This window comes from Terriglobia bacterium (genome assembly GCA_020073085.1).
Lineage (GTDB): Bacteria > Acidobacteriota > Terriglobia > JAIQFV01 > JAIQFV01 > JAIQFV01.
On the sequence record JAIQFV010000004.1, the window covers coordinates 1 to 14,273 of the forward strand.

12 protein-coding genes are annotated in these 14,273 nt (G+C 55.3%); 7 read left to right on the forward strand and 5 right to left on the reverse strand.

Annotation, left to right across the window (positions count from 1 at the left end):
- Positions 1–745: 745 nt before the first annotated feature.
- The 4 genes from LAO21_05805 to LAO21_05820 all read left to right on the forward strand — a co-directional run bounded on the left by LAO21_05805 (position 746) and on the right by LAO21_05820 (position 5,688).
- On the forward strand, positions 746–2,512 hold the full coding sequence (locus tag LAO21_05805) for a hypothetical protein (GenBank protein ID MBZ5552214.1): 1,767 nt from the start codon (positions 746–748) through the stop codon (positions 2,510–2,512).
- A gap of 549 nt (positions 2,513–3,061) precedes the next feature.
- Positions 3,062–4,279 carry an ABC transporter permease gene (locus LAO21_05810; protein ID MBZ5552215.1) on the forward strand — a complete coding sequence of 406 codons (1,218 nt, stop codon included), beginning with the start codon at positions 3,062–3,064 and terminating at the stop codon, positions 4,277–4,279.
- A 118-nt stretch (positions 4,280–4,397) separates the two neighbouring features.
- The gene (locus LAO21_05815; GenBank protein ID MBZ5552216.1) at positions 4,398–5,213 is read left to right on the forward strand and encodes a hypothetical protein; all 816 of its coding nucleotides are present in this window, start codon (positions 4,398–4,400) and stop codon (positions 5,211–5,213) included.
- A 118-nt stretch (positions 5,214–5,331) separates the two neighbouring features.
- Positions 5,332–5,688: a histidine triad nucleotide-binding protein gene (locus LAO21_05820; GenBank protein MBZ5552217.1), complete on the forward strand. Its 357-nt coding sequence runs from the start codon at positions 5,332–5,334 to the stop codon at positions 5,686–5,688.
- Positions 5,689–5,829: 141 nt separating this feature from the next.
- Here the strand turns inward: LAO21_05820 and LAO21_05825 are convergent, their stop codons facing one another.
- Together LAO21_05825 and queF are read right to left on the reverse strand one after the other, a co-directional pair.
- Positions 5,830–6,618 (reverse strand): helix-turn-helix domain-containing protein, encoded by a 789-nt coding sequence (locus tag LAO21_05825; protein ID MBZ5552218.1) that lies wholly within the window; start codon positions 6,616–6,618, stop codon positions 5,830–5,832.
- A gap of 330 nt (positions 6,619–6,948) precedes the next feature.
- Entirely contained in the window at positions 6,949–7,329 is a 381-nt protein-coding gene (gene queF, locus LAO21_05830) for a preQ(1) synthase (protein MBZ5552219.1), read from the reverse strand.
- Positions 7,330–8,375: 1,046 nt separating this feature from the next.
- On the opposite strand from queF, the gene LAO21_05835 reads away from it, so the two are divergent.
- Complete coding sequence (locus tag LAO21_05835; protein MBZ5552220.1) at positions 8,376–9,623, forward strand: VWA domain-containing protein; 1,248 nt, start codon at positions 8,376–8,378, stop codon at positions 9,621–9,623.
- A gap of 227 nt (positions 9,624–9,850) precedes the next feature.
- Positions 9,851–11,041 carry an SAM-dependent methyltransferase gene (locus tag LAO21_05840; protein ID MBZ5552221.1) on the forward strand — a complete coding sequence of 397 codons (1,191 nt, stop codon included), beginning with the start codon at positions 9,851–9,853 and terminating at the stop codon, positions 11,039–11,041.
- A gap of 136 nt (positions 11,042–11,177) precedes the next feature.
- Here LAO21_05840 and LAO21_05845 read toward each other — a convergent pair whose 3' ends face one another.
- Positions 11,178–11,420 (reverse strand): GlsB/YeaQ/YmgE family stress response membrane protein, encoded by a 243-nt coding sequence (locus LAO21_05845; protein ID MBZ5552222.1) that lies wholly within the window; start codon positions 11,418–11,420, stop codon positions 11,178–11,180.
- A gap of 74 nt (positions 11,421–11,494) precedes the next feature.
- Positions 11,495–12,199 carry an aquaporin gene (locus LAO21_05850; GenBank protein MBZ5552223.1) on the reverse strand — a complete coding sequence of 235 codons (705 nt, stop codon included), beginning with the start codon at positions 12,197–12,199 and terminating at the stop codon, positions 11,495–11,497.
- Positions 12,200–12,415: 216 nt separating this feature from the next.
- On the opposite strand from LAO21_05850, the gene LAO21_05855 reads away from it, so the two are divergent.
- Positions 12,416–12,694, forward strand: coding sequence for a hypothetical protein (locus LAO21_05855; GenBank protein MBZ5552224.1), 279 nt, complete (start codon positions 12,416–12,418; stop codon positions 12,692–12,694).
- 576 nt (positions 12,695–13,270) lie between these two features.
- Here the strand turns inward: LAO21_05855 and LAO21_05860 are convergent.
- Entirely contained in the window at positions 13,271–14,245 is a 975-nt protein-coding gene (locus LAO21_05860; GenBank protein ID MBZ5552225.1) for a xanthine dehydrogenase family protein subunit M, read from the reverse strand.
- Positions 14,246–14,273 lie beyond the last annotated feature (28 nt).

Sequence of the window (14,273 nt, forward strand, 5' to 3'; positions counted from 1 at the left end):
GCGACTGCCTCAGCCCACGACGAGAAAAGGAACACGAAAGGAGATTCGGATGCGGAGCGTCCCCAGCCGGCCGCCTTAGCAATCGGCGCCAGGCCACCACGTTGGCCTTGACATTGAATGCCTTCTCATGGAAGCCCCACCTGAAGCTCCACGTTCTTTGTGGAGCAAGGGTGGGGGAGAGGTGAAATGAGTGCAATAAGGCCCGTAGGGCCGACAGAAAACTGGATTCGCATCTTTCCATTTTTCGTGGATTCAATAAATTCTGATGAATTCAATCTCCTCTTAAGATGAGGCTGATTCACGACTCTACTTACGCTCCATATACCGCCACTGCATCTTTCACCCCGCGAGCGGGGCTCTCAAATCTCCTCTCATTGCTTACCCCACCCTCGCTCCGCCCCGCAAGGGGCGCAGGACGGAGCTTCCCGCCACGGCGGATCTTCGACAGGTGGGGCTATGCGCCGCGGCGCAGTGGCCCTCCGGGCCTAATTTGAAACTACTTTCATTCCTGACTCTATCTCGCCCTTCCAGCCACGTGACCGGAGGCCGCTTCTGCCCGCCCTGCGGATCTCTGTCAAAAACGGGATTCCAATCTTCGACCGGCTCCTTTCATACCCTCCAACTTTGGAACCCAGATTGATTCGAACACCGGAGAGGCGTAGACTGACCACACTGTTTGCGGACGAACGAGCGGGCTCAGGCTGAAATATGAACTGATCCGGCCGGGAGCTGAGGAGGCTTCGATATGAAACTGATACGATCTCGATTGGGGATCATTTTCTGCATTGCCTTGGTCGCAAGCGTCGGGACCCTGGCGTCCCGACAGCAACCACCCGCTTCACCCAAAACCCCCACCGGCCAGAACCCCCCGCAGGTTGGAAAGTCGGGTGCCCCTTCAACACCCGATCAAATGAAGCAGAGTGGGGTCGCCTCGAAAGAAAAGAAAAGTGCCCCGGCAAAGACCAGCACTGAAAAAGCGAGGCTCATTCTGGATCAAGCCTACCAGTTGGCCCTGAATGCGAAGCCGGCGGCAAGAGCGGAGGCTTTAGCTGAAATTGCAGATGCGCTGGCTCAGGTCGATAAACCGAGGGCCGCGGTGATTTACCGGACTGCCTTTGAAGCCACCCAAGACATGCCAATCGAGGAAGAGCAGAAGAACGGCAGGATAGAGGTTCGCGCTCAAATTCAGAGCTACCTTGCTGTGGGGTTGGCGGACATCGATCCCGAAGCGGCCATGGAATTGGCCAACCGCGTCGATCCGCCCCTTTATACCGACGAATCCATGTCGGTCTTCCGGCGGGGTGGAGGAAACAACTATCGTGCGCGAGCCATCCAGCAGGTCGTCATGAAACTGGCGGACAAAGACCTTTCCAAGGCAATGATCCTGATTCTGCCGACCCTGAAGGATAATGAATTCCCTTATAGTGCCATTCTTCCCCTGGCAGGCCGATTGAAAAAGGAGGCGCCCGACAAGGCCGAACTTCTCTTCAGTGAACTCTTGCGGCACTTTGCCGCCTCGCCGCCGACAGTCAGCGAGGTGCTGGCGTTCCCAACGGTGATTCGAGCCTTTGCTGACTTGAATCGCAACCTTGCGTTGCAGGCCGTTGACACCACGCTTCAAAAGATCCCTCAGATGGAAGAAGCGGTTAAGAAGGAGACTGAAAAACATCCGGCACGACCAGGTCAACCCAGCCCTGATTTTGGCGCACTGACAAAATCCTTGCTGCTGCCTACCTTGCGGATGCTGGATCCCCAACGTGCCGCAGCGCTCGAAAAGGAGGTTCAACCGTACGTTGAAAAGAGGGACAAGGAAACAGGCGGCATGTTCAGCGCCGCCCGGATGAATCCAGAGGTCGACCCCACAAGTTCCGGGCAGAGGCAGCAGGAGAAGATGTTGGAAAAAGCCGATCTCGATAAAATGCCGGAGGCGCAGCGCGACCGGTTCAGCATTTCCACTGCCTTAAGCCTTGCCCAGTCGAATCCGGCCAAGGCCCAGGATGTCTCGAAATACATCACCGAGGACAGAAATAGGGCCTGGGCTCTGGCAGCCATCGCCGGTGGTTTTGCCGCGAGCGACAAGGAGAAAGCACGCAGCGTGCTCAGCGAGGCTGCCTCGCTTGCAGAAAAAGTGAAGGTGAAGGAGGACCGTGCCGTTCTCTTTGCGATGCTCGGCGAAGGTGCTGTCCGGATCGATCGCGAGCTGGCCAAACGGTATTACCTCACTTCGTTCGAAAACTTCGATCAGACCCTGGAAGAGCTCAAACAACCGGCCGCCACAGAAAAGGAGCAGACGGCGAACGAGGAGAAGATCGAGCAACTCTCACAGCGCTATTCGATGGCTGTGGCCGACTACTCGAACGTTGATTTTGACGGGGCGGTGGAGCGTGCCCGGCAGATTAAGAATGAAGAGGAGAAGTTGCCTACGCTGATTCGCCTGGCGACGCGAGTCCTCGCTCCAAACAGTCGGATTCCGCGCATTCAGTTTCTTGGCAAAGATCCAAGGCTCCCCTGAGGACATAAATTCCGTCCCGTCAGGCCACGGGGCGTGTATTCTCACCGCTGATGAATCGGGGCGCGGACTGAGGACCAATCCGTCGGGACGGATTCAAAACCAGCCCCACTTCGTGTGGTTTGTGCTGTATTGTTTTGTCGTGTCGAGGGGGAAGAGCCAAATCCTCACTTGCGAAACACGGCGAGCTTGCGCGCAAGTTCCAGGAGGAGAATCCTCAGTGCCTGGTTATTCGACTTGATGAGAAGGAGTAACTGTTCCATTTTGATACCCGCTGGTTCACTTTGAATTGAATTCCGCATCGTCTCAATCAACGATGCAGATAAGAAGCAGAGGGAGCGAGTCGGGTTGCATGAATTTCAAAAATGATGAGTGTTGGCGCGCCCTTCAATCCTGCCTCGAGAAACCGTCTCGCAATCTGTAACGAGGAGGGCCGGATCTTCGTCATTTCATTCTTGAGCGAGGGTCAAAAGAGGTGAAGTGTGCGTGGCTTGCGGCTCTCGTTGAAAGAAAAGTTTTCATACCTCAAAGGCGTCGGTTCTCGGGGATAAAATGAGTTTCCTGGCGATTATTAAAGTGGCGGTGATGGCGTTAAAGCGCCACAAGCTGCGCTCCGTGTTGACGATGCTGGGCATCATCATCGGGGTGGGGGCGGTCATTGGCGTGTTCGCCATCGGAAGCGGCGCGAAGAAGATGATCGACGACCAGATCGCGCAGGCCGGCACCAACCTGATTTTCATCAGTCCCGGGACGCAGACGGCGGGCGGGATTCACTGGGGCATGGGATCCATCACCACGATGGTGGATGACGATGCGAAGGCCATCGAGCGCGAGTGCACGGCGGTCTCGGAGGTCACTCCGGGCATGCGGACCCAGTCCCAGGTGGTGGCGGGGGGGCAAAACTGGTCGACCGGAATTACGGGGCACAACCAGCTCTTTCCCACGATCCGCAACTGGCCGGTCGAATCGGGCGCTTTCTTCTCGGAACAGGACGTGGCTTCGGTGGCGCGCGTTGCCGTGATCGGCAAGACCGTCGGCGAGAATCTCTTTGGAAACCAGGATCCCATCGGGCAAATGATCCGCATTAAGGGCCAGCCGTTCAAGGTGGTGGGGACCCTGATCTCCAAGGGCCAGGACGCCATGGGACACGATCAGGACGACACAGTCGTTATTCCTTACACCACCCTTCAAAAGAAACTGCTGGGCATCACCTATCTGCACTTCATTATCGCCTCGGCCTCAACCACGGAGGCCATCCCGCTCGCGCAAGAGCAAATTGATTCTTTATTGCGCCAGCGGCATGGCATCCAGCCGGGCCAGGACGCCGACTTTTTTATTCGAACCCTTTCTGACATGGCCAAGATGCGCAACGAGTCGAACCAGGTGATGACCTACCTGCTTCTGGTGATCGCTTCCGTGTCCCTGCTTGTCGGGGGGATCGGTGTCATGAACATCATGCTCGTCTCCGTCACCGAACGGACGCGCGAGATTGGCATCCGCATGGCGGTCGGCGCGAAATCCCGGGATCTCCTGCGTCAGTTCCTGCTTGAAGCCAGCACCCTGTCCTTGTTTGGCGGTTTGGTTGGGATCGGCCTGGGGACCCTCGCTTCTTCGCTGATCACAAACTTCCTTCAGTGGCCGACCACGATCTCGGTCTTGTCAGTCATACTGGCCTTCACGGTGTCCGCCACCGTCGGCATCGTCTTCGGTTTTTATCCCGCCTGGAAAGCCGCGCAACTGGATCCCATCGACGCCCTGCGGTACGAGTAAAACAAGTCAAATTGCGGACGGTGAAACGTGTGACCGCTGACGCCGGGAACCCTCTTAGCTATAAAAGCCTTTCGGTGGTATCCTGCCTCCCACATAAGAGTCCTGGGCTGCTTGCATTATGAATTTAGAAAGTTACCCGCTGGATAAACTTTTCCATTTTGTCGCTGGAATCATTCCGGGCTTCGTGGCCCTCTTGATTTACGAAGCAGCCACTCCGGGGACACTCAGATGGTTCTTCACCCTCGGATCCCTGGGATACAACACAAAACTCCTCCTCGTTTTCATTGTGGCGTTCATTATCGGAAACAGCCTCACTGCATTCCTAAACCTCTTTCTGGGATTCATCTGGAGCGTGTTCGGCAGCTTCTTAATCGGGCGAGGGTACGGATCAGCGCGTTCCCGCGGCATCCCTCCCTGGCAGGATCCCCGGTGGCGGGCAGTTTTGAAAGATCACCTCGGACCGCACGCGCCGAGCGACAGCGGCGTGATTTCCGAATATAGCTTCAAACAACGGACTGGTGTGATCGATCTCCTGCCCGAAGATGAACGGCCTGCAAAGCGCGCTGAGCTCGAACGCGAGCGCATCAACGCGGATATAGACGACACCGCTTGGGAGCGATGGTATGAACATTACCATCAGGTTGTTCTCCAACAGGAAAACCAGGATTTTGAATACAAAATGAGAGAGGGGTTGTATTTCAATTTGGAAACAACCTCACTGTACGTTGTGGTTAGCGCCACCTTTGTTCCAAGCCTCCGGCACTGGTGGTGCCTTTTTCCAGCCTGCCTGTGGCTTGTCATTTTTGTATGGAAGATGAATTGGGAATTTCGTCGAATCACGGACAAGTGGTTAACGTTGCAGGCCCAGATCAAATTTCTTTCAGAACGTGCCCATTCACCGGCAGGGGCTGATAAGCCCCCTCAAAGCAGCTAAGGTCTCTTCGCTTTGGAAACTTCTGGTCGGCGAAACATAGGCTCCTTGTCGGACCCGAACGAGGTGTCTTGGGATCTGTGCCGTAGCTTGAGATGACCACTCCGTGTACACTTTGGACATGAGCAACTCCACCGTGAACTGCCTTTTTTGCAGGATTGCTCGGCGTGAAGCGCCGGCCAAGTTTGTCCACGAAGATGATTCGACGGTGGCGTTTGAGGACATCCGGCCGCGTGCCCCCACGCATCTCGTCGTGATTCCGCGCAAACACATTGAATCGCTCAACGCGTTGACGGCAGAGGATGAGCCGGTCATCGGTCACTTGAACCGGGTGGCGGCGGGCTTGGCCCGGGAACGTGGCCTCGATCAAACCGGCTACCGCGTGGTCATCAACACCGGCCGCAATGCCGGCCAATCCGTCTTCCACGTGCACCTGCATCTGCTGGGCGGCCGTCCCATGATGTGGCCGCCAGGATAATTCGAAAAGCGAAGAATCAACCGCAAAGAACGCCAGGTAGGCGCAAAGGACGCCAAGACACTTAAGGTTGTAGCAATGGCTCTAACGTTGCGCTCATTGCGCCTTCTCAACGTTCTTTGCGGTTGATTCTTTTCACAATTCTTATCTTTTCCTCTCATTCTTCGATAACCGCATCGTGACCCCGACAACTTGCCCCACCACGTCGACGCCCTGCGGATAGGGCACGGTTTCCGGCTTGCAGGGAGAGAGCGGATGCGGGACAAGATGCAGCCGGTCTTTCACGAGACTGCACCAGCAGCAGGCATAGCGATCACGGAGTTCGAGCAGGTAAACGGGCCGGTCAAATTCACTCCTCCACCCTTCCCGTGAAATCGTGTTTCGCTTGACATCCACCTGGACGAGGCTTCCCGGCTTGATCATCGGAAACATCATGAAGTCGTCCAGCCCGAGCGAAAAATAGGCGTGCCTCTTCAAGTCCAGTTGTGTGAGGAGCCCGACCGGCACCTCCTTCCAGGTCTTCACCATCCGGCTTAGAAAACTGGTGGTTCGGGGATCGAACCCAGGATCCAACTGGGCCGGGACCGGCCGGGTCTTGCCGTTTCGCGATAGGGCATGGTTCAACGTAAGGCGGTGTGTTTTGTTCACCCGCGCCAGTTTGCGAAACTTCGCCGTCATCTCGTGCTCCAGTCCGTACCACTCGAGCACGTCTGCGAGGTCGAGTCGGTAAATGGCGCACAGTGAAAAAAGTTTGTAGATGTTGGGCACTGAATTGGCATTCTCAATGACCGAGAGATGACTGTGGCGGATGGCGTATTGAGGGTTTCCTTCAATCCGCGCGATCTCGAGGCTTGCCGCCTGGATGGCCTCCTGCGTCAGTCCCAATTTCTCGCGGATTTTTTTAAGCTGATAGCCGGCATCGTGAGAGCGCATGGAATCCCTTTCCCGGGGAGTGCTCAGAAGCCTTGTCAAGATCTTGACAAAATGAGATCACTTCACCCTGTTCGCTGATTTCATGAAATAATGTCGACAGTATCAGCGTACGACCCCCAGAAGAAGATTGGCTCACGCAACTTTTCAGATCCAATCAGGTTCCAGAGCGGCTCAAGAAGGAGTCTTTAAGGTCGATCAAGCGATGACACTTCAGGACCTCCGGAGCCGGGTCGGGCCGGTACAGGCAAACGATATTGTCGACCGCGGAGATCATGGACACCCTGAAAGTAAGAACTCCAGGGGACCAATCACGCCGTTCTCTTATAGCGCTCAGTGACGGGGGAAGCGGGCTTCAACAATGCTGTGCATGCCGCCACGACTGGTGAATTCGCCCTTGACGCGGGCCCATCGCGGCCGGCACGCGGCAACAAAATCCTTCAGGATCTTGTTGACGGCGTTCTCGTAAAAGATTCCGAGATTTCGATACGCCAGGAAGTACTGTCGCAGGGACTTCAGTTCGACGCAGTGCTGGTTCGGCAAATAGTGGATCGTAATCGTTCCGAAATCAGGCAGGCCGGTCTTGGGGCACACGGAGGTATATTCGGTATTCACAATGGTGATTTCATAACGGGGAAATTGATTGGGCCACACGTCGATCTTCGGCAGCTTGGTATCAATTCCCGACTTGGCGTGCTCTTTGGTGTATCCCATGGAAATGTCGAATGATTCTTTTGGGACTGCCTGATTCTTCTTAAATTCTAGTCCAACTTTTGTCGGTTGTCCATTGATTTTGTTTTGACTCGCTCCGTCGTCATTTGGGTACCATCAAAAAAGACGACGGGTATTCCCCCAGCATCCCCGATCGTGAGTGAAGAGTTTATTTAAGTTCGCTTGAGCAGGAAAAAGCTTGGGGTGGGTGACTCGTCGACTAATGGGGGGGTCGTCCGGTTAACCTGTCCCGGGGGTTGAGGGGATCCCATTCACCCTGGCGGATCCCCTCGTACTCATATCTTCTTAAAGAATCCTCCTGCCGGGCGAGGCACAGACTTATGACGGAGCCGCAGGAGTGCTTTTTCGGCCGCTCCGGTTCTAAACGGGAAGCCCAGTTTTCAAGCATCCAGCTTCCCCTCCGTGTCTTTTCTCTCCTGCCCTGTCTAGTCGAGGTGAGAAAGAGCCCGGCGCCATCCTTCCTCCTCGGAGAAGGCGCCGGGCTGTAACTTCTCTAAAAAGTTCAAAGTTCCAAGTTGAAATTCCACGGTCCCAAGTCCAAGGTCCAAAGTCTAAAAAACAGTTCAAAGTTCAAGGTTCAAAGTCAAGAACCCCAAATTGAACATCAAATAGGGTTCTCACTTTTCGTCCACTTCTGATGTCTGCCTTCCGGCCTCAGAATTCTGACATCGGACTTCCGACTTCTGACGTCCGGCCTCCGACTTCATCCGGGGGCGCACCTCTGTGCGCCCCTACAGGAGAATTCCGGCCTCTGGCTTCCGTTTATTTCCTCTGGCACTGAGAACTGTCAACTTTCTCTTACGACTTCTGACCTTCGACTTCTGACTTCCGACCTTTGGTTCCGGCTTCTGTTTCGATCCTCTGGCAACTGACAACTGGCAACCTTCGAATGCGCGTCATTGTTCGTTTGACTTCATCCTGCGGACAACCTACAATCAGGTTTGAATTTAAATTCAACCACATACAACGAAATTTGATTTATTGAGGTCTAATAAATCGAACTTGAAAATTGAGGTTAGAAGAATCAAATGACTCGCCATGTGAGAAAAATCTGGATTTCCATTCTGGGGATATTCCTGCTCTGCCTTGCGCTCGGCGTGGAATACTCGTCCGGATCGTCGGCATCCAATTCGGGACCGGCCGCTTCCCCGCAGAATCCTCCTCCCGCCAATCCTCCCTCGTCCGATCCACAGGGCCAGGAAAAACCCAAGCCGGAAGGGGAGCGCCCGGAGGGGCCCCAGCAGCCTGCCGGCGAAGCCCCCATCAAGGGACCCAAAAAGAAGAAGAAGGCCGAGGAGGAGAAGCCGAAGGAGAAGATCAGCGAGAAGGCCGGCGACGTGGCCCGGATCACCGTGAACGTGGAGCTTGTGCGGCTGGACATTGTTGCGACCGACGGGCACGGGACGCCCATCCCCGGGCTGACGGAGAAAAACTTCCGCGTGTACGAAGACAAGGTCGAACAGAAGATTCAGAACTTCCAGCCCACGGAGGCCCCGCTGACAACCGTGCTCATGATGGAATTCAGCCGCGCGACGTGCCCCCTGATGTACAGCATGTGCGACTTCGGCTATTACACCCTCACCTCGGATGCCCGCCAACTGGCGAACATGCTGTTCCAGGGATTGCGCCCGGAAGACTGGATCGCGGTGGTGGCCTACGATATCAAGCCTGAGATTCTGGCGGACTTTACGCAGGAAAAGCGCAATCTCTACGACGCCTTGCGCCGCATGCAGGTCCCCGCGTGGAGTGAGGCGAATCTCTTTGACGCCCTTTCCGACACGCTCGGCCGGTTGGATGAGGTTGACGGCAAGAAGTCGGTCGTCCTGTTTACGACCGGCCTCGACACCTTCAGTAAATTGACCTACGACAAGATTCTGAAGAGAGTCCAGAACACCGATGTCAGCATTTACCCAGTCAGTTTCGGAGCCTCACAACGCATCATGAATGACGACCGGATGGGTCCCATCAACCGGCTCAATTTTCTGCAGGCCGACAATCAACTGACCACGTTTGCACGGGACACTGGCGGGAAGGCCTATTTCCCCCGCTTCGAAGGGGAATGGCCGGGCATTCTGCAGGATATCATGGCAAACCTGCGCAGCCAGTACTCCATCGGCTATGCCCCCTCCAATCCGGCACGCGACGGGAAATTTCATAAGGTCAAGGTGGACCTGGTCGCGCCCGATGGCGGCCCGCTCAAGGTGGTGGATCAACACGGCAAGACCTTGAAGGTCGACCTGCGATACCGGCCGGGCTATTATGCACCGAAAGCATAGGGGGAGGTGATAGGTCATAGGTAATAGGTGGTAGCTAGTAGAGAAGAGAAGTCAGAGGTCGGAAGTCGGAGGTCAGATAAGGTATCCAATCCTTACTGGGCCTTTTCCCTTGTAGCGCATCTTATTTTCAAATTCAGATATGCGCTTGTTTTTTTTCTGACATCTGATTTCCGACTTCTGACTTCACTCCCCTACCACCTATTCCCTATCACCTGAAACCTTTTTCCATGACTTCTGACCTTCCCCTCCCACAAAAATCCCTGAACACCCCCCTCGCCCGCCTGATCGCTGAACAGATCCAGGAGGCCGGCCCCATTAGTTTTCGGGATTTTATGGAACTGGCGCTCTATCATCCGGAACTAGGTTATTACAATCGTTCCCACACCCGACTCGGCAAGGCGGGTGACTTCTATACCAGTTCCCACGTTGGCCCGCTCTTCGGTTGGACCATCGGCCGGGCGATTGAAAAGCTTCTCGCAGCGGGGGAAAACTCTGCGGCGGGGGGACCGCGTGGGTCGAAGCGTCCCCGGAAGCCCTTGCTTATCGTCGAGTTCGGTGCAGGCGAGGGGTTTCTGGCAAAAGATGTTCTCGAATATTTTCAGCATCTGAGCCCGTCGCTCTTTGAGCGAGTGCAATATGTCATCGTAGAACAAAGCCCTGCGTTACGCCGCGCTCAGACCCGGCTCTTTGATCAGAATCCGGATCTTCAAAAGCGTGTCCGCTGGTGTACTGCCGATGAACTGGAACCGTTCTCAGGCGTGGTACTGGCCAACGAGTTTGCCGACGCCTTGCCCTTCCACCGCGTGGTTCTGACTGACGACGGGTATCGAGAGATTTTCGTTGATTTGAGAGAAGGAGGTTTTGTTGAGAAGTTAGGGATGATCTCGTCTCCGCGCGTCGACGCCTTGATTCACGAGGTGGAAGTGGAATTTGAAGAAAGCTGGGATAGCCCCTGGCCGGTGGGTCAACAGGCGGAGATTTCCATCGATGCAGCGGACTGGATTGGTTCTTTGTCGGAAAGGATGGAGCGAGGACGAGTCGTCATCATCGATTATGGAGATAAGGCTGGGAAGTTGTATAGCTACCCCCCGTCACAGGGGACGGTGCGGGCCTTTTATCAACACCGGGTCAGCAATCGATATTACGAACACGTCGGCGAACAGGACCTCACAGCGGATGTGAATTTTTCCTTGCTCCTCAAGGCCGCCGTTGGACATGGCTTTGAAGAACCTGAACTCTCCACGCAAGCCGAGTTCTTGCTCGAAAATGAGATACTGAAAGTCGTTGAGGATCGCGAGGGAGCACTCCACCTTCCTCAGGAGGAGGCCCGTAATGCGCGCCGCCAGATTTTGAATTTGACCCTGCCCGAGATGATGGGCACGCGGTTCAAGGTGTTGACGTTGCGGCGTGGGATTTAGAGAGGGAATGAGGGCAACTCCCCCCCCTCTTTCCTTTGAAAGCACCCCGATTCATCGGGGTGCTATCAATCGCGAGATCCTTAACACGATTTTCGGGCCAGATACGAACATTCTTAAAATCTGGTTTGGGTCATGATCACTTTTTAAGATGTCGAATAACGGCCGTGAGGATCACCGCACCCAGGATGGCGACGAGGATAGTGTAAATCAACCCACCCTGACCGGCGAATCCCAGGAAGCGCATGATGAAGCCCCCGACGATCGCTCCGACGATGCCGATGACGATGTCCATCAGAGCCCCGTAGCCGGAACCTTTCATGATCTTGCCTGTGGCCCACCCAGCAACTAAACCGACAATAATCCACCATAAGAGATGCATAATGATTCCCTCCTCGGGCTAATAATTCTATTGATCGACCGTTCCTGGGCACTGCAACCGCCACTTCAAAGGGACTACTTCGCTCCACTGCCTGAGGGGAAAGCAGCCAAGACCCCGGACCGGTAGAGCACTCCTCCGACGATGCCTGCCAGGCTGGGAACCAGGAGGAACATCCACACCTGCGAAAGGGCTCGTCCCCCCACCCACACGGCGGGTCCCAGGCTGCGGGCCGGGTTGACGGATACACCGGTAATATTGATCCCGAGGATATGGATCACCACCAGCGTGATACCGATGGCAAGACCTGCCATTTGAGTCGGCGCGCCCGTTTGGGTTGAACCCAGGATCACAATGAGAAAAAGCAGGGTGGCGACAAACTCAAAAACAATCGCCGCGGTCAGACTGTATCCTCCCAGGTACCCTTCGCCCCAGCCGTTCTGCCCCAGGCCGCTCCCAGTAACACTGTATCCGGCAAGAAGGCCATTCGCGATCGTCGCCAGCACTCCGGCCGCCGCAAGGGCCCCGAGAATCTGGCCGACGATGTAACCAACCAGGTCTTTGCCGTCCATGCGTCCGGCGGTAAAGACACCGAGGCTGACGGCCGGATTGATGTGGCACCCGGAGATCGGTCCGATTCCATAGGCCATGGCGATCAGGGCGAAGCCGAATGCAAACGCAATCCCCAGGAATCCAACATTTTTACCAGCCACCACGGCAGTTCCACATCCGAAAAAAACAAGCGTGAACGTTCCAATGAACTCAGCCAGATATTTCTTCATGAGGCCTCCTTAACCTTTGGTGAGCACACAATGCTTCGTTCTGCTTGATTGCCGCCCCATTCTGCGCATAAACTATCATAAAAATTAGGGATAGTCCTAGGGACTCTGAAATTGGTGGCCGTCCTAAGTGTGGAGGAGAATTCAGGCAGGAGGTGGAGTCTTTACTCTACGGCGAGATGTGACGAAAGTGAATTTGCTACCTCTGGTGAAGCCAGAATGAAATATGCAACTGCGATTGTCATTCTTGTTTTCTTGTTTATGTTAGGCACCGGAGCGTCTGCCAACGACGAGAGTTCCTCGACAGATGGCACGGTGGTTGCGATTCAGAAAGGCAAGCACGAGGTGAGGATGATCGACCCGGATTCGGTCGGTGACCTAGTGGAGGTCTGGATGGTGCGTGTGGACCATTGGCCTCGGGCTCAGAAACCAGAATTCATCCTTGTCGAATACACTCATAAACGACAGCGAGTTGGACAGCACAACCTGGAAATTTGAACTCCGTCAGGCGCCATTCCAAAAAAGTGGCACATGCCTGAGCTGGTGGACTGCTGAACGATCCGTTGTCCCGGCTGCCTTTGGGAGGCGCAGAAAACTGCCAGACTCGAAAAACCTCTCCTGTTTTTTGATGACGAAGCGACCTGTTTCTGCTCCACCTACAACGATGACGCGCTGACCCACACGTACGGCTGCTCAATCCAACATCTGCTTCTCTTCTGCCGCCTCGCTAGCGGGGCTCATTCAAGACGGAACGGACTGACCCAGGGTTTCGCGCTCCCTTGGACCGGGAGCGCTCCACCCTGGGCTAAAGGTATGCCGGCCCTTACGGGCCTGTCATTTGGCCAACCCTGCAGCAAGTAGCTTTTTCAAGAAATTGTTTGGGCAACACCCCGGAAAGGGCGGAAGTAAGAAATGGAAACTCCTTTGGAGGTCATAGGCGACGAGGAGGAAGAAACTCGAGCATGTGGAGTGCGCCGCTTAAAACGCTGCTATGTGAAAGCCAGAAGTTATTACAAAGCTTCGTATAGAGGGAGGATGCACAAAGCGGAACTGTGGTTCCGCACTCCAAAGGTTCTACGCCATTATTTGGGAGAGCGATTTGGCCAGTAATTGCCGTGTCAGATCCACCTTGTAGGCGTTTTGGGCCATGGGCTTGGCCTTCCGCACCGCGGCTGCAGCGGCTCGCTCAATAGTTTTCGGATCCAGCTTCTTTCCTCGCAATTCCTCTTCGGCTTCGAGAGCGCGCCAGGGAATTGGAGCAACCCCGCCCAGCACGATGCGCGCGTCGGCACACACGCCGTTCTTCATCGTGCATTGAACCGCCGCCGAAGCCAGGGCGAAGTCATACGACTGCCGCTCGCGGGATTTGCTGAACGCGCCGCGGGCGCCTGCCGGTGGCGCAGGGACAAAGACCTCGGTGAGAATCTCGTCGTCTTCGAGGATGTTCTCCTTCATGATGTTGACCTCAGGACCGACGAAGAATTTTTCCAAAGGAACAGTCTTTTCACCCTTGGAGCCCTGAACTTTCGCCGAAGCATTCAAAGCCATCAGCGCGGTCGCGCTGTCTGAAGGGTGCACGATGTAACACAAATGGCCGCCCAGGATGGCGTGATACTTATTTTCGCCGTCCACCGCAAAACATTTCGCCCCTCCCTTTCTCAGGCAATCAAAGGGTCCGCGCAGATACCAGCATCGAGGACGCTGGCAGATCGAACCGCCCAGCGTGGCCTGGTTGCGGATCTGCGGCGCGGCGGTGACATAGAGGGCCTCGACGAGCAACGGGAATGACTTCCGAATGATCGGGTCCTCCTCAATCGTCGAGAGTGTTGTCAGCGCCCCGATCCGGACGCCATCGGCGGTCTCTCGGACATAACGCATTTCCGGCAACGTCTTCAGGCAAACCAGCATGTCCGGTGTGTCCACCCCGTCCTTTAATCGTCCGAGGATGTCGGTGCCGCCGGCGCATACCTGAGCATTCCCTCCAGCCTTGCTCAAGGTATGAATGACATCCGCAATTTGTTGTGGCGCAAAGTATTCAAAAGCTCTCATGAGGGACTCCTTAAAAGTTCAAATGATC